This is a genomic window from Alteromonas abrolhosensis (assembly GCF_001953635.1).
Classification (GTDB): Bacteria; Pseudomonadota; Gammaproteobacteria; order Enterobacterales; family Alteromonadaceae; genus Alteromonas; species Alteromonas abrolhosensis.
In genome coordinates this window covers 1,135,956-1,157,707 of the sequence record NZ_MEJH01000003.1, presented here as the reverse complement: position 1 = coordinate 1,157,707, position 21,752 = coordinate 1,135,956, and the positions used below count along the sequence as shown (strand labels likewise).

Below are 21,752 nucleotides of genomic sequence, written 5' to 3'. Positions count from 1 at the left end.
AAAATGAAATAAATTCATATAAAAATGAAATTAAGTCATTTTTATTCATATTTAAACACGCGTATAACGTACTCATAGCTTTTACAGCATTCTCAATACTCGGTTTAATTTTAGGAATAGAAGCGCATTCTCATGAACAACAACGTGAACACAGATTTCTCTTTTACCATAAACAGCGTTCAGTTTAATGAAGATTATCGCCCTTCAGACAACACACGCATCACCACTAATTTCGCTAATTTAGCCCGCGGAGAACGCCGCAAAGAAAATTTGCGCGATGCACTGAGCATGATCAATAACCGCTTTAATGCATTGGCGAGCTGGGATAATGAAAATGGCAATCGCTATGCAGTTGAACTTGAAATCGTTTCGGTAGATATCGATGTAGAGGGTAACGGCAACACATTCCCAACTATCGAAATCTTACAAACCAATATAATTGACAAAAAAACGGGTAAACGTACCCAAGGTATAGTGGGAAACAACTTCTCGTCTTATGTCCGCGATTATGACTTTAGCGTTCGTCTATCTAATCACAATCGTGGCCAGTCGTCGTTCAGCGTCCCTACCGATTTTGGTGATCTGCACGGAAAACTGTTTAAGTGTTTCGTTAATTCAGAAGCCTATAAAGCACATTTTTCAAAACTGCCGGTCATTTGTTTAAGCGTTTCTGATAATAAAACCTACCGCAGAACAGAAAACCAGCATCCTGTATTAGGTGTGGAATATCAGCCTAATGAATCGTCATTAACTGAACAGTATTTTAAAAAGATGGGCTTAAATGTGCGCTATTTCATGCCACCAAATAGTGCAGCTCCTTTTGCGTTTTATTTCTTTGGTGACTTGCTAAATGACTACACCAATTTAGAGCTTATCAGCACTATTGCTACGATGGAGACCTTCCAAAAAATTTATCGCCCTGAGATTTATAACGCTAACGCTCAGGCAGGTTTAAGCTTCAAACCAAACTTGAAAAATAGCGATCACTCAGTGACTCGCATTGTTTATGACCGTGAAGAGCGGACTCATCTAGCCGTTGAACAGGGCAAGTTCGTAGAAGAAAACTTTATAAAGCCTTATCAACACAAGTTAGCGCAATTCACAGCAAGCTACGCTTGATAAGTTCATTTAGATAATTGCGATATTCAAACCGCACACGTTGCGACAGCGAAACTATGATAAGGGCAGCACGTTCTGCCCATCACGCATCCATACGAATTATTGATTAGAAGAAAGCGAATCACATGACAAAATTACTCCCCACCTCTATTGCAGGCAGTCTTCCAAAACCATCGTGGCTTGCACAGCCTGAAACCCTGTGGTCGCCGTGGAAGCTAGAAGGTGAAGCATTAGAGGAAGGCAAAAAAGACGCGCTTCGCGTTACCCTTCAGGAACAGACCGTATCAGGCATCGATATTGTGTGTGACGGTGAGCAAACCCGTCAGCATTTTGTAACTACCTTTATTGAGCACCTTGACGGTGTTGATTTTGAAAACCGTAAAACCGTACGTATTCGCAATCGCTACGACGCTAGCGTACCTGTCGTAACCCAAGCGGTTACACGGCCAAAATCAGTGTTCGTTGAAGACGCAAAGTTCTTAAGGAGCCAAACCGATCAGCCCATAAAATGGGCGTTACCTGGCCCTATGACAATGGTTGATACGCTGTACGACGACCATTATAAAAGTCGCGAAAAACTTGCATGGGAGTTTGCCAAAATACTAAACCAAGAGGCGAAGGAGCTTGAGGCTGCTGGTGTTGACATTATCCAGTTTGATGAACCTTCGTTTAACGTATTTTTCGATGAAGTCAATGAATGGGGTATTGCCGCATTAGAAAGAGCCATTGAAGGGCTTAAATGCGAAACTGCAGTGCACATTTGCTACGGATATGGCATCAAAGCCAACACCGAATGGAAGAAGACATTGGGCTCTGAGTGGCGACAATATGAAGAAAGCTTTCCTAAGCTAGCAAAATCTAATATCGATATGGTCTCGCTGGAGTGCCATAACTCTCATGTACCCATTGAGCTAATCTCGCTTCTTAAAGGCAAAAAAGTGATGGTGGGCGCTATTGATGTTGCAACTGACACAATAGAGACACCAGAAGAAGTAGCAGCTACATTACGTGAAGCATTAAAGTACGTGGATGCCGACAAACTCTACCCTTGTACAAACTGTGGTATGGCCCCCCTTTCTCGACAGGTTGCTCGTGGCAAGCTTGAAGCGCTCAGCGCAGGTGCTGAAATAGTAAGACAGGAATTACTGCGTAAACTCAGCGCTTAATAGAACGCCCTTTCTAATTCGATCACTAATGGCCTACTTAAATGTAGGCTTTTTTATAAATCAAAAAAACATAAAATTAACGCATTCCCTTATATGCAATTTCCCCCTCAACCCCTTATATTTAAACCCAAACTAAAGCTGTAAAGATTAACGTGCAAACAAACCATTAAAATTAAAGTAACAACTCCCTTTTTGAATTAAAACCAGCGACGAAACACCGTTAATACAAGTTAAAAATACAGAACTCTTAACTTAACGCATTAAACTTAGCCACTTAGCACAAAAATAACACAAAATACAATTAAAACAATGTATTAACAACAATCACAATTACCCAAAAGTTCTGTTTTAAAAAAAAACACCTTACATCACAATTTGACCAAATGGTGAAATAAAAGGCAATTCAAGATTATTATTAATACTAAAAAGCATTAATATAAACAAAATCTACTATTTACACTTTATTTAATTAAACGTTAATAAATTCAAGGTGGATTTTTAATTCATCCCAAAAAATTGATTTATTTAACACTAGATAATTAGAATGCGCGCCCACCACCACATAAGTAAAAACCACGCATGTAATTTGGCCAGCCCTTGCCTATTTACGGGGCGTTATCCAACAACAAGCACGTAAATCTAATTACTAGGAACAATCCATGAAAAAAATTGCAACTGCAGTTCAGTTAGCATTAGCGGGAAGCGTCGCGTTGACCTCAAGCAACGTTCTTGCACAAGACTCAACAAATGAAGGCGTTGATGTTGAGAAAATTCAAGTTACCGGCTCTCGTATTTCACGCCAAGGCGCTATTGCCCCATCACCCGTAACTGCCATTTCTGGCGAATCGCTGCTTAAGTCAGGCGCGATGAATATTGGTGAAGTTCTTAATGAGTTGCCTTCGCTTGCAAACACTTTTTCATTAAGCAATTCAGGCCAATATATTGGTACCGCTGGGCTAAATATTCTTGACCTTCGCGGTATGGGCACAGACCGTACACTTGTATTGGTAGATGGCAAGCGTCACGTTTCTTCCTCCGCTGGCTCTGCTGCGGTTGATACAAATACGATCCCTACTTCATGGATTGAGCGCGTTGAGATCGTTACCGGCGGTGCTTCTGCTGTTTACGGTGCTGACGCAGTAACCGGTGTTGTTAACTTCATTCTTAAAAAGAAAATTGAAGGTTTTGACATGAGCGCAACGCAAGGCTTTGCGCAAGAAAATGGTTATAAGAATAATAAGTACCAAGCATCTTACGGCTATAACTTTGACAATGACCGCGGCAATATCGCTTTTGCAGCCGAATACAGTTCTCAAGAAGCGCTTGAAGCCCTAGATAACCCTTGGACTGCCACATCTTATCGTAATATGAGCTTTGAAAGCATCATGGGTTATGAGCGAAGCGAAGAACAATTAAATTCTACGGCTTTTCCTGATAACTTTTACACTGCCAATGCGGATTACTATACGCTGAATAATGCGGGCGTATTCGGCGGCAGTACTAAAACCTTTAATGCAAATGGTTCAATCCGAGACATTTACACGGGCAATCAAGTAGATGGAGCTTTCTGCGCAAACTGTGATTCTTTTAACCTTCGTCAGTTTACGCAACTTCAGCCTGAATTCGATCGCACTAACCTAAATGCAAAGGGTAACTACGAACTTAATGACGATACGACCGTGTATGCACAGGCTAAATATGCGCGTACCCGAGCAATTACGGTTGGTCAGCCTGCTTTCTTCTATGGTGATGCAGAGACGACTATTTACCGCAACAACGCGTTTTTAGACGAGAGCGTTGCGACTTACATGGATGAAAATAATCTAGACAGTATTCAGCTTAACCGCATGATGACTGACTTAGGTAGACGCACCGAAGCAGATGAACGTGAAACATACCGCTACGTGCTGGGCGTTGAAGGCTACCTGGGCGATGAATGGAGCTACGAAGCATTTGTAAACTACGGTAAAACAGAGCTTGAACGTGAGAACCGTAACAACCTTGTTCTGCAAAAATTCGAGAATGCACTAAATGCAGTAACCGACAGTGATGGGAACATTGTTTGCGCGTCAGGAAGTGATGATGGCTGTGTACCACTTAATATCATGGGTTTTGGTCAGCCTTCGCAAGAAGCGATTGATTACGTAAACACCACCTCAGTTGGCACAAGCAAAATTGAACAGTACAACGCGGGCGCAACCATCGCTAATTCTGGTATTTATGAATTACCAGCAGGATACGTTGGCTTTGCAGCGGGCGTGGAATACCGTAAAGAAAAAAGCGAGATAGAAGAACCTGATAATGCAGCAGGCACCTTCTTTAACACACTAGGTGAAGATAAAGGCGAGTATGATGTTTCTGAAGTATTCACTGAAGTTACTCTTCCGCTACTTGCAGATCTACCTGGGGTAGAGATGCTAACCTTTGATACCGCTGCGCGTATTGCCAACTACTCTTCTATTGGTAACGCGAAAAGCTGGAAGCTTGGCTTAGACTGGAAGGTGTATGAAGATTTACGTCTTCGTGCCACAAAGTCATCAGCACTGCGCGCGCCAAACATTGGTGAGCTTTACGGTGAAGCTAGCCAAACATTTTTCCGCGTAAGCGATCCGTGCCGCACTGATAACCTTGCAGATTTAGCCAATGCGGACCAGCGCATTGCAAATTGCGCTGCGTTAGGTATTCCTGCTGATTTCAACTCTGATTACGACTCAGCAACGCTAGAGGGCGTAAACGGTGGCAATATCGATTTGCAAGCGGAAAAGTCTATATCTAAAACATTGGGTATGGTTTACACACCAAGCTGGTTCAAGGGCTTTACGGCTACAGTTGATTATTGGGAAATTGAACTAACAGACGCAATTTCTTCCATTGACGGGCAAACAATTTTGGACCGTTGTGTTGACTCTGAATCGGGTATTAACAATGTATACTGTGGCCTTGTTGACCGCGATGGAACTACCGGTGAAATTACTCAGATTAGAAGCTACGCATTAAATATTGCAGGTCAAGAAGCTAAAGGTGTCGACTTTGAATTGGGCTATGATTTTGACGCGTTAGAAGGTGCCTTCCGTACAAGCTTAATTGCGACATACCTTAAAGATCGCAAAGAATTCCCATTCCAAGACAACCCTGAGGTGTTTTATCAGTACGCTGGCACTGCAGGTGAATCTGATTGGCAAGGTGTATTCACCATTAACTATAGTCGTGGTGATTGGGAAGCGAGCTGGAAAACTCGTTACCTAGAACGTTCGAGCATATACGATAACCAAGCGTTAGCGCGTAACCCTAACCCAAGCAACCGTATGGAACTGCCTTCATACGCAGTGACTGACGTAACCGCAGGTTACAATTTTGCGAATGGCATAAGCCTAACTGTAGGTATCGATAACCTGTTTAACCGAGCCTTACCGACAGGTACAACGGGCACTGGTTCAACAGACGGTGCGTACGACAACATTGGCCGCTTCGGGTATATTACCGTAGCGTACAAGATGTAATTTAGGTTTTATCAACAAAGACAAAAACGGCGCTCATTAGCGTCGTTTTTTATTATGAAGTTAACATTTCGTCATTTTATCGCTATATAAGCGTTTGTATGGTTGCCATTCTCATAGTGCTCGAAGTGTATTGAAAACGTGCTTTCATACTCGGCACCTCCTTCTATGAAGTAGCGCCAAACATCGCTCAATGCATCGATGGCAATTGGCCAACATTTCACCTTGTCGCGAAAAAACGAGATACTTTCCCTTATCAACGAGCATTTCAATTTTAGAACAAATATAATCCGGTTTTGTCTCATCCAGGTTGCAATATATTGTGAATCAACGTTTTTTACTTGCCATAGTCGCCGTGCTTCTGGCGATGGTAACCATACAGTCTGGTGCATCATTTGCGAAGCAGCTCTTTCCTGTAGTTGGCCCTGAAGGCACCAGTGCTCTTCGAGCGTTTTTCGCCGCAGTAGTATTAACTATTATTTTTAGGCCTTGGAGAGCACGTTTAAGTGCGAAAGGATGGCGTAATGTTATTTTCTACGGCGCTTGCTTAGGCGCAATGAATATCATCTTCTATCTTGCGATTGAGCGCATTCCCCTTGGCATAGGTGTTGCGCTTGAGTTCACCGGGCCGTTGGCTGTGGCGTTTTTTAGTGCCAGAAAGAAGCGAGACTTTGCTTGGGCTATTTTAGCCGTTGCCGGCGTTTGTTTGTTGCTTCCCGATATTGGCGGTGCGTCTGCTGAAAGTTTAGATCCGGTCGGCGTTATTTTTGCGCTTACTGCTGGTGCTTTTTGGGCCGGCTACATCGTATTTGGAAATAAAACAGGTAGCGAAGGCTCAGGTGGTATTACCGTTACTTTAGGCATGTTGGTAGCCGCTATGTGTGTGGTGCCCATAGGCGTGGTTAGCCAAGGTAGTGCTTTACTATCGACACACGCCATATTCATCGGCTTTGCAGTAGGGATATTTTCGTCAGCTATCCCATATACCTTAGAAATGAGTGCTATGCGCAACATGCCTAAGCAAACTTTCAGCATTATGATGAGTGTTGAACCTGCCGTCGCGGCTATAGCAGCATTCATCATTATTGATGAAACCCTTACGCTTTCTCAGTGGTTTGCCGTGGCTATGGTTGTCATTGCTACCGCAGGAAGCTCTGCTACTCAGAAACAAGTAGTGCAACAAAAACAAATTGAAACCCTATCTTAGGGTTTCAAGTTTACTTTCCATTTTTACCACTCTAATCCTCCTTTTTTGTGAACTCAGACCTTATCCAATTCGTTAAACAACGATGTAGATTGTTAAATTAACGGCACTGGGAGAAACGATGAAACATTACGCAGTAAACACAGAAGTGGAATGGAAGTGGGGTAGCGGCAGTGCCACGGGCAATATCAGAGAAAAATTTACTAGCGATGTTGAGCGCACAATTAAAGGTTCTACGGTAAAGCGCGAGGCAAGCGATAGTGACCCTGCCTATCTCATTGAACAGAGCGACGGCACAAAAGTGTTAAAATCTCATAGCGAAATTACGAAATCGTCTTAACCTACCTTTCGCACTTTTTTGAAAAGAATGCGGCCTTCTTTGACCACCAAGAGCGATGTTGTTAACGTGGCAAAGTCGCGCATTTGAATTAAGGCTGCTTCGCAAAGGCGTAAGTCAGCTTGCAGTCGATGTATTTTAGCAATTTGTTTACCACCCTCGGCACGGCAATATCACCGTTAGCAGTTTTTGATTCCACATGAATATCGCAGTCATCATATTGAATTTGCTGGCGAATAACGTAATCGTTGAGTTCGTCGAACAGGCTTTCTTTTAAAGGAACCATGCCGATGAACGCATCTGAGCCTTTTTCATCAACAAGTTCTTCACGTTTAATAAAGTAAGCACCTTCAATTTCTCGCTTTAGCGTATAAGCCTGCATGGCATCTAATTTTGTTAAGCGAAAGTGCACGCTTATTTGGGGTTCTGTCACTGTATATCTCTGTTTCTCTTTCGAAGTTTATCTAAACGGTTACCGCTTTATTTCCACTTTCCAAGGCGGGTTCACTCTATTCTCTCCTGCCCAGTACAGCTTTATTTTGTTGCCAGATGGATCTCTTAAAATGGCCTCTTTCCAAAGGTAGCGCTGCTGCGTTGGCGGCTGCTCAAAATGAATACCTTTTTCTACAAGTGAGGTATACAGCTCGTCTAGCGCCTCGTGTTCGAAATAAATCACACTGTGATTTTGAGCACTTTCGTCCTCTAAAGAGAGCGAAAAAGTAGATGAGCCTTTAGGACACGTAAATCTGGCATAATGCGGTGTATCTACAATTTGAGTAAACCCAAGTGTAAGGTAAAACTCCACCGCTTCGACCATATTGGTCACGGGTAATGTAACTTGGTTCAGTTCCATGAAGGCCTGCTCCTTTTGTAAAATTTTGAAAGACGCCAGCCTAGCGGTTTTCACCTAAAAGGTCAGCGTCTAGTCACTATCATCGTTACACTATCAAAAATAACGTGGCTGCTGTGGCCGCGCCCATTGTGAGGTTAAACTGCCGTCTTCGAATTGGCGAACTCAGCCACACTCGAATTTTTGCGCCAACTGCCGCCCACAGCGAGATGCTTGGAAAACCAATCACGGCAAAAGCGGTAACAATCGCAATACCTGATTGGGTGTAGTGCTCGCCAGGCAGTGAAAACGTGCCTACGCTGGCTAACGCCATCATCCATGCTTTGGGGTTTATCAGTTGAAATAGTGCCCCCTCCCACCACTTGAGCGGCCCTTGGCGTTTGGTCGATTTAATTTTGTTTTCTACCAGATCTACTGGCTCATCTACGGGGCCAGTAGCAATTTTGAATGCTAACCATAGCAGATAAGCCACCCCAAGTAGCTTAAGTACACTGTAAAGCACAGGAAATATATTAAACAGCGCACCAATGCCCAGCAGTGTGCTTACCATCAGCCCCGCAACACCAATCACAATTCCCAGCATGTGCGGCAGCGAACGTCTGTAGCCGTATTGTGCGCCAGAGGCCAATAGCATCATATTATTTGGGCCAGGCGTCACCGTACTGATAAATGCGAATGTTGAAAGTGCAATGAGAAGAGATGTTTCCATGACTGTCCTTATGTATTGAGGTAAGCAGTGCGCTTCTTAGTTCAAAAGAAGACCGATAAGCTAAACGCTTGTGTTTCACTAACACAATACAATCATATTTTTGTATGCATCATACCCACACATTTTTAAAAACAGCCATACAGTTTACTTATATTAACTTCTGTATGGTAGTAATTACGTCAATCTGTATGGTTAAAAGCAATCATTAACTAATATATAGTTATCTGTATGCAGATGACTTCATAAGAATCGAGGTTGCGATGACGCTATACGAAACATTAGCCGATGAACTCAAAGCCCAAATAGCGCGGGGCGTGTTTGAAGTGGGAAATAAATTACCTTCGGTTAGGCAGTTGTCAACAGAACATGGAGTGAGTATCGCCACCGTACAGGAAGCATACCGTGTATTGGAGGCTCAGCAGCTGGTAGAGGCAAAACCTAAATCGGGCTATTTTGTCGCTCGTAGCATATCAATAGATAACACCCCACGCATGACTAAGCCACCGCAACGCCCTATGGACGTGACTCAATGGGAAGATGTGCTAGACACCTTGCTAAATACCTTCAATAAAGATCACGACACTAAAACACTGTGTCAGTTTCAGCATGCCATGCCGAACATGACTGCCAAAACCCTCAAACCGCTTATAAAACGTTTACACGAACTCACTAAACATCGCGCCTTAGATGGCATGATTTACGGTGACGTAAAGGGTGATGAAAGTCTGCGAAAACAATTGAGCCGACTGGCTGCAGCATCGGGCTGTGTGCTGCAAAGCGATGAGTTTATTGTGACTTCTGGCTGCCAAGAGGCGCTGTCGGTGTGTCTTCGTGCTGTGGCGAGTGCTGGGGATGTGATTGCGGTAGAATCACCCGGATTCTACGGTGCCATGCAGGCTATCAAGGGCGCCGAGTTAAAAGCGTTAGAGATCCCTACCGATTCTGAAACAGGACTGAGTTTAGAAGCGTTAAAGCTAGCACTTGATCAATGGCCAATAAAGGCCATCTTAGTCGCACCAACGGTAAATAACCCTCAGGGCTTCGTAATGCCTGAGGCAAAAAAACAAGCGTTATACGAATTAGCCAGAGAGTACGACGTGGCCATTATCGAGGACGATATTTATGGCGATATTGCCTATTCTTATCCTCGTCCTAAAACCATCAAATCGTTTGATGAGGACGGACGAGTGTTGCTGTGTTCTTCGTTTTCCAAGACGCTGGCGCCTGGCTTTCGCGTGGGCTGGATAGCGCCGGGAAGCTACAGAAATAAAGTGCTCCACGTTAAATATGTCAGCAGCTCTATGTGCCCCACTCTGCCCCAATTGGCTATTGCCAGTTTCATTGAACAAGGTGGCTATGACAAACATATTCGGGCCATGCGTCAATATTATTTAAGTGCACGAGATGCCCTACGCGCAGATATTAAGCGTTTTTTTCCTGCTGATACCTGTATTAGTTATCCTCAAGGAGGCTATGTACTGTGGGTAGAGCTTAGCAGTTGTTACGACTCGGTTAAGCTTGCCGATGAAGCGAAGCAGCATGGTATTTATATCGCGCCCGGTCAACTTTTTTCAGCAACAGGAAAATATCGACATTGCCTGCGCTTCAATTTTATTGATAGTACTCAGGCCGCGCGAACAGAAGCTATAAAGCATCTTGGCGAGTTACTTTTAGCGCAGGAGGTCTAATTCGGAGGTAGGACGCCTAAACCAAAGAGCAGTTGATCCACATCAACGCAGCCTTGCTATAAGTCCACCACAATAAAAGCATCAGAACTACCATGCGAAACTTTGTATGCTTACGCTAGTGAATAATACAGATGCAAATGATGACATTGTGCCTGAAGCACATGGGTTATACCGGCTACACTTAAAACCAAACACCCAAATGGCAATAGAGACCAAGCCCGTTTTCGGCGCCAATATTACACTACACAGCAGTGTTTTAAAGCACGACAATTTTGTAGCAACGCCAGACAATATTTTGGGTTGGCTGGATCACTTCGGTTTGTCTCACTTTGTCATAAAACCAGAAACAAATAAAACAGACGCCACCGATACATCTGTGCTTTTGCCGTCTCAATTTTTAAAGGCTGAAGGCGGTATTTTACGCGTTACATCGCCCACGCGTATTTATGTAATAGGCAAAACCCCCATTGATATAAATAAGCGTGGCCTGTGCCTTTTTACGCCTGTGAAATAACCCCACAGAAATGTACTCTGACCCCAAAATTTTGGGGTCAGAGTACATTTTTTATTTAGTTTCTGGGCTGGCGTAAGAATTATCCTCAAGATGATGACTAATCGCCTCAGACAACCCAGAATAACGCTTATCCACCCGTTGAACCATGTGGCTGAATGTAGCGTTATCTGAAATGATTAAACAGCCGTCTTTGGCACGGGTTAATCCTGTATACACTAACCCTCGGTGAAAGAGGTTTGCAGCTTTATCGCTATCAGGTTTTGGCAAGATGAGTACAACCTGATTAAATTCAGAGCCCTGTGATTTGTGAATGGTCATGGCGTAAACAGTTTCAAACTGTGGCACTCTTGAAAGCGAAATGCTGCGTAACGCTTGCTTCTGCTCCTGTTGTGTCTGGCCCTGATTTAGCTGCTTTTGACTTAAAAGCTCATCCCCACTATCTCCTGAACCTAGCGGTGCTTTTTGTCCTGTTGCTTGGCTATCTTGATAAAACCACGCATAAAGCTTTCCCTTATTGTCTGGCCAGATTACGCCAACCTCGCCGTTTGATAGTCGCTGAGGGTGATGATTCTTTACAATCATGATGGGCTGGCCTTGATAAAAGTGCCCTTCCCGCTTTCTGATCTTGTGCTTAATAGCATCGAACACTAAAGTATTGAGCCCTTCTACGCCCATTGCGCCTTTGCGAACGGGTGTTAGCCACCTAACAACATTCAAGCGATTAAGCGCCTCTTCAGCGCTGCCCGCGTCAAAAATAGGCAAGAAGCTTTCTTTGGCCAGTTGATGCAAATCACGACCGCTAACTTGGTGTTCCGGCCACAAATGCACACCCGGCTGAAGTCGTGAAGCAATACTTGAAGCTGGCTTTGCACTTTCGTCATTGGCATCAGCCCGGTCATTAATTGCAGCAAGTGCGCCGCTCGCATCACCTCGCTGTATGGCCGTTGCAACTTTAGCCACCTGCCCTTTAAAGCGCTGCGGTGCCTGCAGTGTTGCTACATAGCTTTTTGCGCGCTCGTTAACCGGTAACAGAGGTAAATGTGGGCACAGCGTAGCGATATGCTGTCGCATTAACGATGGCACGCCACCTAAAGAAAGCGCGTTGTCATGGCCGCCTAAACTAAGTGAGCTATGCACGCTGACTGTGCCGTTTAAAGCGGCATTCTCGTTTGCGCCAAAGCTTGTAGCCCCGTCACTAACTAGCTGCTCTAGCACGTTACCAAGCTCAACCGCAGGAAGCTGATCAGCATCACCGATAAAATAGAGTCGCGCATGGTCTGGTAACGCTCGTACTATGCGCGTCATTAGTGCTAAGTCGACCATACTTGCTTCATCGACAATAAGTACATCTGCTGCCAATTGATTGTGCTGATTGAACTTAGTCGATACACCGTGCTCGCGCAATCCTAGTAATCTATGCAGCGTCACAGCATCGGTAGGCACGTTGTTAAGTACTGTGTCGTCCAACTTGCCGCGAAGCCCGTCTATGCTGTTCATGATAGATTCGGTCATACGCTGTTGCGCTTTACCTGTAGGCGCTGCCAGCACAATTTTTAAGTTTTCATCGCAAGCCTGTAGCGCCAGTAATAAGCGCAATACAGTATAAGTTTTACCTGTTCCTGGCCCACCGTTTATAACGCAAAAGCGCTGCATCAGGCTTTTCGCCACCGCAATTTGCTGCCAGTCTTGCTGATCGGTTGTTTCGGTAGGAAATATTGCGGGCCAAAGTTGCTTTACTTTTTCGCTTGCGTCATCACTTAACGGCGTAAGCGCAGCTCGTTTTACCACATTGCTCGCAACTTCTTGTTCAAACTCATAGTAGCGACGGCTGTACAGCTTGCCGTTGCTATAGACAAATAGTTGAGCCACCTGCTCGTTAACCAGCGCGCTTTTTACAATTCTAAGTAGCGATGTTAGTTGTGGCACGTCAACACCTGCTTTGGGCGCTTTTTCCTGCTCGGTTTGTTCTACTGGTGACTTAGATGCGCCAACCGTCCCGCTACTGTTGTGTTCATTCGTTTCGGTCGCCAAGACCGCCTCTTGTTCTGCTACTACCTCTTTAAAAAGCGTTGTACCCGCTATTTCTTTAAGATAAATACAGCTGTGGCCATTGCGCTGCATATAAGACAAATACGCTAAGACCCCAGCCCAGATAAGCCTGTCTTCTTGTTCTAGTTCGTCAACAAAGCCAAATTCTTTTGCGACAAACTTGTCGATAGCCTCAATGCCAAACAAGTTATCAAAAAATGACGATACGGAATCTTGATTGTAATTCATTATTTTCCTTTGCTTCACTTTCTTTGACGTTTATTACTCGTCATCGAAACTAAACTGCTGCTGACCAGAAGGCTGTTGCCCCAAAGGTTGGCGAGAGCTGCCTGCTTTTTTCGAACTTGCCTTTGTCGAAGCCTTCGCAGATGGGCTTGTTTCGCTAGCACTTGTCGCCGCAGTATTTATGTCGCTTGGTGAAGGCTCATTTCCCGAACTTTCATTCTTTGAACTATCACTTTGTAGAGCCCCATCTTTACTTGCAAATATCCCGTCTAGTTGGTGAAGTACAGACGATGGAATATCAGTGTAAAACACTCCTTCACCGCGCTCGTTTTCTGGGTGCATACCGCGTAGATACAAGTAATACACACCACCAAAACGGATATCTGGGTCGTAGTTTGGTAGCGTATTTTTTAAATAGCGGTGTAGCGCCAAGCAGTAAATTAAATACTGAAGGTCGTAAAGGTGATGCTGGTTGTTATGAAACAGCGCCGTTGGCATGTAACTATCTAGGGTATCGCCAAGCCAGGTTGATTTGTAGTCTGCCACATAAAACTGTCCGTCATGTTCAAAAATCAGATCAATGAATCCGTGCATCATTCCCTGTAATTTTGCAGTAATTAGTTGAGGCGCAGTCTCGACCTCGCCGCCAATAATGTCTGCCACGTTTTTTCGATGAGTCGCGAGTACTTCACGAAGCTGAGTCCATTGCGTATCGTTCATTGGAAAATAAAATTCTGCTTCGCGCAAGGTTTGCTCTACCGGCAAATCACTCATGCTAAACTGCATATTAGGATACAGCGGTGTTTGCAGGGCTTCTTCAAGCCATTCATAAAGTAACGGCGTCCGCTTTTCATCTAACCCAAAGCGGTTAACCAGTTCTTTGCCAGTTTCTTCCCATACGGGCGCACTGAAGTCACTGTGCTCAAGAATATCGTGAAGTAAATTACCTGCACTGGCACCTTTCTCTAGGGTAAAACGCAGCTCGCTTTTACTTACCGTACTTGCTTTACCCTGCGGTGCATGGTCGTCTGCGTCAATTGAGCCCAGATCGTTCACAAGCGTATCGCTTGCATACACTTCTTCATCTCGAATGGTTTGAAGTACGGGTACACTTGGAAAGGTTTGACTCAAGGGCTCTGTTGATGCGCCGGACTCTGCTGCTGTGCCTGTTTCAACGCTTTGGCTCACACCAATCGTTGTTAACCGGCTCATTGCTGAGAATGAATACAGTCGCCATTCTTCGCTTGCAGTACCAGTAAATTGCAAAGCAGTAAGTTGTGGTAACTCATCTTCTTGTTCAAAGCCAGTATACACTTCCTCAAACTCATCGCCGTTGATATGGCAGGCATGGGACGCTTCTTCTTCAGCAACACGGTTTAACACACTTGACCAATCGTTGTTGCTGCCATCGCCGCCTACACCAAGTGCTCGTGCTAATGCGCTTCTTTCATTGTTAGTAAGCGGTACAACGCCCATGTAACAGCGATGGGCAGCTCGTGTTACCGCCACATAGGCCAGTCGCATGTCTTCCGCTTCGCTCTCGCTTTGAACGCGAGCTATCGCCTGTGGAGTCTGCCCCAGCTGCATTTGTAAATCTTGTTTTTCTTCGTCGTAATAGGTAAATATCTGCGACGTAGTGTTGCCGTTTTTAGCCGCGTCTCTGTAGCCGGTAGCAAAAGGAACAAACACGATGGGGTACTCTAGCCCTTTCGAGCCGTGCTGAGTAATAAGTCGAATAAGCTGGCTATCACTTTCAAGACGTAAAGTAAGCTCTTCATCACTTTCAGGCTTATGAATCTGCTTATTCAACCAGTCGAGCAACTGCTCTGGGCGCTGGTGAGTAGTGCTGGCTTTTTCCAGCACTTCGGCTAGGTGTTGATAGTTAGTAAGGGCGCGTTCCACGCTGTCAGCATGAGGTTGATAGCTATCTTGCATTAAATACAGCAGCACACTCATGCATCCTTTTTGCAGCCACATATCGCGCAGCGACATTACCTTGTCGATAGCCGCATCCCACTGCGCGTCATCTTCGTGGTACAGCAGCTCAATGAGTGTTTGGGCACTATAACCCCAAAGCGGTGACGCCAAGCTCGACGCCACTTTACTGGTGTCGTTAGCGTGCCAAATACCGTTAAGCAACCTCAGTACATCTTTGGCTTCGGCACTGGCAAATAAGTTACTGCGATCGCTTAAATAAACGCATGCCAAACCTTTTTGCTGCAGTACGCTTTTGATAGCGCCAGCTTCGGTCCTGTCTTTCACCAAGATAGCGATATCCTTAGGCTTCACCGGCGCGGTGCCACCATTCGCTGTTTGGAAGTGCGCTTCGTTCAATAAGCGGTAAATTTCTTGCGCAATCCACTGAGCCATTTTACGACGCATAATGCTGGTGTTTTCTTTGTCATCCAAACACATGCTAACGTAGTTCATCGCGCTGCGCTTCGTTACAGCACTTTTCATTACAGCACTTTTCATTACATTATCTTGTTCGGCAGGGTCGATAAGTGGCGTTTTAGCCGCTGCCGCTTTAGGCGTAAATTCCACAGGGTTGTATTTGATGTTAAAGCCAAACACATCGGCGGGTTTATTTGACGCTACAGGCGCACCGTAGAATAACCGATTATAGGCTTTAACCATTCCCTCTACCGAGCGCCAGTTGGTATTCATCACCCAGCGGTAATCTGCCTGCCTACCCGCCTTTAAATAGGTAAAGATATCGCCGCCGCGAAAGCGATAGATAGCCTGCTTGGGGTCACCTATCATTAATAATGCACTTTCGTTAGCATCCGCAAGATTAGGATAAACTGCGTCTAAAATAGCGTACTGCTTTGCATCGGTATCTTGAAATTCGTCAATAAGCGCTACGGGAAACTTCTTACGAAGCTCAGGCACAAGGGTATTGTTCGGCTTCACCACTTCATCGGCTAGCATGCGAATAAGATCATCGAAGTCGATAACGCCAAGCTGTTTTTTCTGCTTTTCAACGCGGGATTTTATGAACGCAATAGCTTCAACCACCAGCTTGAATACGGGCACTTTGCCAAGCGCTTTGTCTTTCTCACCAAATGCTTTTTTAAGCGCCCCTGCAAAGTCTTTTATAGGCGTTAAAATCTCTTTTACACCAGATGAATTTCGCGCATATCGGTTACCTTTAACAAAAGCCTCCGCTTCCGGTGGAGGAAGAGAATAACTTTGTTCATCTACACAAGAACGCAACCAAGCTTTAAGTGCAGCCAACTCCTGCGGCCGCTCTTTTTTATGGGCCGGTGTTTTGATGAGCTGTTCTACCAATAGCCCTTCATTGTCTTCTACGCTTTGAAGTAGAGACTTCACGTAGGCTAAAGACGTGTACGGTGCTTCATCTAGCTGCTTTTTACACGCCGCCTCAATATCCTCTTCACTAAGCAATAATGGGGTCAGAGTACTTTTAATGCTGGCGTTAAACTCTCGCAGCAGTTTGTCGGGTGTATGCCAGCCTGACTCTGCCAGTAGTCTAAACTCGTCCTCGCTTTTGCTTATTTTTCGAATGAAGTCTTCGGCAGCTTCAAGGTATAAATCGCTGGTGTCATTGCCCAAGTTGAGCGACATAGCAAAGCCGCTGTTAAATGCTAATTGGGTAATAACATGCTGACAAAAGCCGTGAATAGTAAACACCGAGGCTTCATCAAGCTCTAGCTGCGCCGCTTTTAAAAGAGCCAAACTCTCGTCGGTGTCGCAACTATTAAATAAATGCTGATAAACAGGGTCACAGCTACTGTCTATTTCGTTACCATTATCTTTGGCCTGCTGCCAAATAAGAAGGGCTTCTCTTAGCGTTTTAGCAATGCGCCCCTTTATTTCTTCGGTAGCGGCTTTGGTGAAGGTCATCACCAATATTTCTTTAACGTTGAGCTTTTTTTCAAGCAACAAACGCAGGTACAAACGCGTTATATTGAAAGTTTTACCCGTGCCCGCGCTAGCCTCAATAAGGTGCCGCCCTTTTAACGGCATAGCGACCACATCGAGTAATTGCGCTTCGGTGCCGCTATGAACGTCGGTTTCCGGCTGAGTATGCTTGCTCATTGGATTGTCAGAGGATGTTGGATTGTAACTCATAGCTTCTCCTCCTGAGACGCATTATTTACCATAGCAAGCAGTACAAAAGCACTTAAATGCGGCACATCGTTCCAACTAACGCCCTGTGGAAACAGCCAGTTAAGATAAGGGTTGTTTGCCATATCGGCACTAAATTGCCCGTTACTTTGCTGCCAGTCAGTTAACGCTCGCTGTAATTCTATCGAGTCAAAAAGCGCTACGGCCTGATCCAATGTTCGTTTGGCTTTTTCGTGTTTTTCACTTGTGGTTTCGCTGGCTACATCGTCTTCCTTATCAATGAATGGGCACAGCTCATCTACTGCCTGCTGAACTTGGCGAAGTATCGCTTTGTCGGTTTCATTAGTACCGTCCGCACTATCTAGTAGCGCACGCAGGATATCGGTAAACATCTCAGGTTTTACGCTTTCCACTACAGCCTTAGTGTCTGAGTTTCTAGTGCCGGGCATAAAAGTACCGAACAAGCTTAAATACACAGGCGTCGGCGCCGTATAAACCGCCATGTAAAGCTGCTCAATAAACAAGAGTAAACGAACCGCGGTCTCCCTGTCATAAGCGGGGAAGCGCTGCTTTTTCAAAATGGTTTCGCCCTTTTCCCAAGCGCAAGAATAGATATCCAGTGGATAGTTGCTGTAGCTAGTTTCTTCATCGCTGCTTGAAAAAACTAATTGGGAGATGAAAAAACTCAACGCTCGGTGTGCGTCGACCTTTCCTGCACAAAGCTCGACTAAAGCTTCACTGCCTAATAAAGCCGATGAAGTAAAGGTAATATATTTACCTTGGAAATGCGCTTTTTTAGGTTCCGCGTCGTGAGGGCCCATTGCCTGACTTAGTGCCAACGCCCCCTCTTTCCACATGTCAACTTCATCTCTGGCAACGGGATTATTAGGGATATCCCCCCTAAGCGAAGCAAACGTGATCACTTTTTCACTATATGAAAGCTGGGTGACATCATCTTTTTCTGGCGCAATGCGCTCTGGAGACGAAAAGATAGCGTCGAGCACCTGATAACGCAGCAGCGCATTTGTCTCAAACGGCTCGCTATTTTCGAGTAAAGTAAACGATTGAGACAGGTTTACGCCGAGCCGTTGAATAGAAAAATACTCTAGTGGGTCTTTAAAGGCACGCGCAATTTGGATACTTGATAAACGAAGTGTTTGTGATGAGAGCGTATCGGCTGAAGGTGCTAGCACCGCTGTATTGCCTTCATCAACAAATTCATCCTCTACTTTATCGCTATGTAATTTCGCTTGCTGTAGCGCGTCAGCGAGCCGTAGCCACCCTGTTTCGTAGCTTGGAATTTGCCCAGTAAACCCCGCTTCGCTGAATGGATGTAGCGGCGCATTAACGCTGTATTTGGATAAATCCAGTTCATAGCTGTTTTCTAACATATCCATGAACTCAGCTAATACCAGGCTGGGTTGTCGCTCACTGTTATTAGTTACGTCGTTCCCTTGATAACTTAAGTATAAGCTCTCTCTGGTGGAAATAATGGCTTCGAGAAATAAATACCTGTCTTCCAAGCGCCGTGAGCGATCGCCAATCTGCCGGCCAGAGCTCGCCATTAAATCGAGACCTAGCGGGCTTGATTTTCTGGGGAACTCACTGTCGTTCAGCCCCAAAATACACACTTTTTTAAACGGTATGCTTCGCATTGGCAGCATAGAACACACCGTAACCTGACCGGTCATAAAGTGGTTACCGGCATCTGGCGACGAAAACCGATTGAGTAGCAGGTCGCGCACCTGACGAAGACTGAGTTCGTGTTCATAACCTGCCTCTTCGCATCGAGCAGCAAGATCAGCTGCAACTTTGGCAATAAGATCCCAACTTTGCTGCTGCTCTTTTATCGGCATAAAACACGCATCTCTTAGCGCTATTAAGGCTTTAGACCATTGCAACGGCGTCCTTGGGGCTGTCAACGCTTGGGCAAACTCGCCGAGTAGCGCCACAACATCAATAAGCTTGCCTAGTGTAAGCGCACTTTGCCCCTCTACGTCGGGGATAGTAAGTAGGTCACTAACAATGACTTCACTATCTGGTGCGAGCATGCCCATCAGCAAGCGGCGAATTCCCCACCACCAGCTGTAGGTTTCATCTAAATCAACACCTTCTGAGACAGCAGTTTTATGCGCGCTATTAAGACCCCAGTGAATGTGCGCTTGTTTTAGCCAGACCACCATTTGCTCTATATCGTCTTGGGACACGGCGAAACGCTTTTGTACTGAATCTAGCTGCAGGTAATCCATGATGTCCGACACGCCAAAACGGCTATCTGGCAGCTGTAACAGCGCCATAAACGCTGCAATCAATGGTTCTGCGTCCATAGGGCTTCTGTCTGCAATGGTACAAGGAAGCCTGACCTGTCCGGTGCCTGCTAAGGATTTAGTGCCTACTCTGTGAAATACGGCATCAACAAACGGGGCGTAGTTTTCGATGGCGGGGCACATCACAAGAATATCTGATGGGGTGCGCGTTTTATCCTGAGATAACCAATGTAATAAGTGGTCGTGTAACACTTGCACTTCGCGAAGCGCGGAATGGGTACACATGATAGTGACGCTATCATCTTTTTCTTTTAGAGCGGAGGCATTTACATCACCGCTTTTTAACCCGCAGTCTAGCGGTTTAGGGGGAGCAGCCCGCAAAATGTCATTGTGAATATACTCGAGCAAACCGCGACTGCGGTTATTCTCACCATTATTATCCCCCTCATCAAAATCTGGCGAATCAAACGCACTTATTTCAAAGGTATCGAGTTCGGTCAGTAAATTGAAAAGCTCTCTGCCTTGCTTACCTAGGTTGCCAAGCAACGGATTGGACTGATCTTCTTCCATCCATTTTTTAAGGCCTTCTAAACGCAATAACTTTGCTTGTTCACTGCTGCTCTTCGCCTCTCCCCAGTAATTTACGCTAGGGTTCAGATGAAATATATGAATATCAATGTGCTGCGCGAGGGCGTCAAAGAATGCTATCAATTGCGGCGCCATAGTATTGATGGCAAACACTATGACACGCTTAGGTAGATTACTCGTTGGATGCTGATTCGGTATATGACCCCCGTCTAATGCTTCAAGGGTCATTTGGTGCAAGCGTGCTGGATGTAACGGCTGCTCTTTAGCTAGAATACGCCAAATTTCACTTTGCCATATTTCCATATCGTCAAACACTGCACGTTCGTTAGCTTCCCACTTGAACAACCAGTCTGGACGATACAACAAGTACTGCTCATACACGTCAGCAAGGGCAGTTGCAAGCTGAAGGCGCTGTAGCCCCTGCTCTTGTTCACTTCCGGCATTTTGCCAATATCGATTAACTTGCTCAAAGGCATCACCGCTCATCAGCGAGCCATCTTGGAGAATATTGTCAATGCGCCAGGTTAGTACTTCCCGGCGATAAGGTGACTGCTTAGGTACTGTGTCCTGCCCCAATACCGCACGTGCCGTATTCCACATAAAACGCACTGGTAAGGGATAATCAATATTCATCGCCACGCCATGTTCAGTGGCAAGCTGCATACTGACCCAGTGCTGCATACCTGGGCTTTCAACCAAGATAGTTTCTGGCGTAAATACACCCAAGGGCTGCTGACGTAGAAGCGTGGTAAGAAGAAAACTTAAATGTTCTAATTTATTAGAGGGATATAGCGCAAGCAATCGAAAAATCCTTTGTAGAACGAGCTTTTAGATACTGTACAAAGACTGTTCATGTATCGTCGACCTTATGATTTAGTGTATCGCATTGGGCTCAGTAGTTAAGTTATTTCTCCAATTTTTAACTAAGCGAAAACCTTGCACGTACATAACGTTCAAAAAGGGATAAATCAAAAATTAAATGGCTCGCCTTGTGCACAATTTTGCGTAAGTGAATCGGCGCACCAGTATGCGAATGTTTGTGAGATGGTAGACAAGCAGAGAGAAGAAGGATGGAGGCATTTTCAAATAAAAAAACCCACACAGACCTCAGGACACGAAAAATCTGTGTGGGTAAGGTTTACGGTCTTCCCAGTAACAACGTGAATAAGCGTTGCCTGGCACTCATTCACGTTAACGCTACTGGGCAGCACTGTTAACACTTTATGTTTTGCAGGTTGAATGCCAACTTTTAAAACCATAAAAATCAAACACTTATAAAATGAAGAGAAACATGACCATTAGGTCACAGTTTTACCGTGGTGCAAGTGCACCACAAGCAGGCACATAGTAAAGAATATACGTCACTATCATCCGCGCCAATTTAGCAGTTTCTCCTCAAGCGTCATTCAAGTACAATTTCCCCTTTATAAAACGCAATACAATTTCA

The 21,752-nt window shown here is 45.0% G+C and carries 13 protein-coding genes; 7 read left to right on the top strand and 6 right to left on the bottom strand.

Going from position 1 to position 21,752, the window contains the following annotated elements:
• The first annotated feature begins 144 nt into the window (after positions 1-144).
• The 5 genes from BGK61_RS07115 (at position 145) to BGK61_RS07095 (ending at position 7,326) form a co-directional block, all read left to right on the top strand.
• A complete protein-coding gene (locus BGK61_RS07115; protein WP_014998666.1) occupies positions 145-1,119 on the top strand; it encodes a DUF1852 domain-containing protein in 975 nt (324 codons plus the stop codon).
• Positions 1,120-1,244: 125 nt separating this feature from the next.
• Positions 1,245-2,285, top strand: a complete 1,041-nt coding sequence (locus BGK61_RS07110) for a methionine synthase (RefSeq protein WP_014998667.1) — start codon at positions 1,245-1,247, stop codon at positions 2,283-2,285.
• A gap of 659 nt (positions 2,286-2,944) precedes the next feature.
• A complete protein-coding gene (locus BGK61_RS07105; protein WP_076012202.1) occupies positions 2,945-5,785 on the top strand; it encodes a TonB-dependent receptor plug domain-containing protein in 2,841 nt (946 codons plus the stop codon).
• Between the two features lie 319 nt (positions 5,786-6,104).
• Positions 6,105-6,989, top strand: a complete 885-nt coding sequence (locus BGK61_RS07100; RefSeq protein WP_083648701.1) for an EamA family transporter — start codon at positions 6,105-6,107, stop codon at positions 6,987-6,989.
• A gap of 118 nt (positions 6,990-7,107) precedes the next feature.
• Complete coding sequence (locus tag BGK61_RS07095) at positions 7,108-7,326, top strand: hypervirulence associated TUDOR domain-containing protein (protein WP_076012201.1); 219 nt, start codon at positions 7,108-7,110, stop codon at positions 7,324-7,326.
• 88 nt (positions 7,327-7,414) lie between these two features.
• Here BGK61_RS07095 and BGK61_RS07090 read toward each other — a convergent pair whose 3' ends face one another.
• From BGK61_RS07090 to BGK61_RS07080, 3 genes are all read right to left on the bottom strand, one after another.
• Positions 7,415-7,756: a hypothetical protein gene (locus BGK61_RS07090; RefSeq protein ID WP_014998671.1), complete on the bottom strand. Its 342-nt coding sequence runs from the start codon at positions 7,754-7,756 to the stop codon at positions 7,415-7,417.
• 39 nt (positions 7,757-7,795) lie between these two features.
• Positions 7,796-8,176: a VOC family protein gene (locus BGK61_RS07085; RefSeq protein ID WP_014998672.1), complete on the bottom strand. Its 381-nt coding sequence runs from the start codon at positions 8,174-8,176 to the stop codon at positions 7,796-7,798.
• Positions 8,177-8,261: 85 nt separating this feature from the next.
• Complete coding sequence (locus BGK61_RS07080; protein ID WP_014998673.1) at positions 8,262-8,882, bottom strand: LysE family translocator; 621 nt, start codon at positions 8,880-8,882, stop codon at positions 8,262-8,264.
• Between the two features lie 260 nt (positions 8,883-9,142).
• On the opposite strand from BGK61_RS07080, the gene BGK61_RS07075 reads away from it, so the two are divergent.
• A complete protein-coding gene (locus BGK61_RS07075; protein ID WP_076012920.1) occupies positions 9,143-10,570 on the top strand; it encodes an aminotransferase-like domain-containing protein in 1,428 nt (475 codons plus the stop codon).
• Between the two features lie 106 nt (positions 10,571-10,676).
• Positions 10,677-11,084, top strand: a complete 408-nt coding sequence (locus BGK61_RS07070) for a hypothetical protein (RefSeq protein WP_014998675.1) — start codon at positions 10,677-10,679, stop codon at positions 11,082-11,084.
• 51 nt (positions 11,085-11,135) lie between these two features.
• On the opposite strand, the gene recD is transcribed toward BGK61_RS07070, so the two are convergent.
• Genes recD through recC form a run of 3 tightly spaced genes read right to left on the bottom strand, consistent with a single transcriptional unit; the run spans position 11,136 to position 21,106 of the window.
• Positions 11,136-13,361, bottom strand: coding sequence for an exodeoxyribonuclease V subunit alpha (recD, locus tag BGK61_RS07065; RefSeq protein WP_076026038.1), 2,226 nt, complete (start codon positions 13,359-13,361; stop codon positions 11,136-11,138).
• A gap of 33 nt (positions 13,362-13,394) precedes the next feature.
• Positions 13,395-17,453, bottom strand: a complete 4,059-nt coding sequence (recB, locus tag BGK61_RS07060; protein WP_076026037.1) for an exodeoxyribonuclease V subunit beta — start codon at positions 17,451-17,453, stop codon at positions 13,395-13,397.
• Positions 17,450-21,106 (bottom strand): exodeoxyribonuclease V subunit gamma, encoded by a 3,657-nt coding sequence (gene recC / locus BGK61_RS07055; RefSeq protein WP_014998678.1) that lies wholly within the window; start codon positions 21,104-21,106, stop codon positions 17,450-17,452. Before recC ends, recB begins: the two co-directional genes overlap by 4 nt.
• Between the last annotated feature and the right edge of the window lie 646 nt (positions 21,107-21,752).

Excerpts from the sequence above, each read along its gene's own strand:
- BGK61_RS07080 (WP_014998673.1), bottom strand. The coding sequence starts at position 8,882 with ATGGAAACATCTCTTCTCATTGCACTTTCAACATTCGCATTTATCAGT.
- BGK61_RS07075 (WP_076012920.1), top strand. The coding sequence starts at position 9,143 with ATGACGCTATACGAAACATTAGCCGATGAACTCAAAGCCCAAATAGCG.
- recB (WP_076026037.1), bottom strand. The coding sequence starts at position 17,453 with ATGAGTTACAATCCAACATCCTCTGACAATCCAATGAGCAAGCATACT.
- BGK61_RS07095 (WP_076012201.1), top strand. The coding sequence starts at position 7,108 with ATGAAACATTACGCAGTAAACACAGAAGTGGAATGGAAGTGGGGTAGC.
- BGK61_RS07085 (WP_014998672.1), bottom strand. The coding sequence starts at position 8,176 with ATGGAACTGAACCAAGTTACATTACCCGTGACCAATATGGTCGAAGCG.
- BGK61_RS07105 (WP_076012202.1), top strand. The coding sequence starts at position 2,945 with ATGAAAAAAATTGCAACTGCAGTTCAGTTAGCATTAGCGGGAAGCGTC.
- BGK61_RS07110 (WP_014998667.1), top strand. The coding sequence starts at position 1,245 with ATGACAAAATTACTCCCCACCTCTATTGCAGGCAGTCTTCCAAAACCA.
- recD (WP_076026038.1), bottom strand. The coding sequence starts at position 13,361 with ATGAATTACAATCAAGATTCCGTATCGTCATTTTTTGATAACTTGTTT.
- BGK61_RS07070 (WP_014998675.1), top strand. The coding sequence starts at position 10,677 with ATGCTTACGCTAGTGAATAATACAGATGCAAATGATGACATTGTGCCT.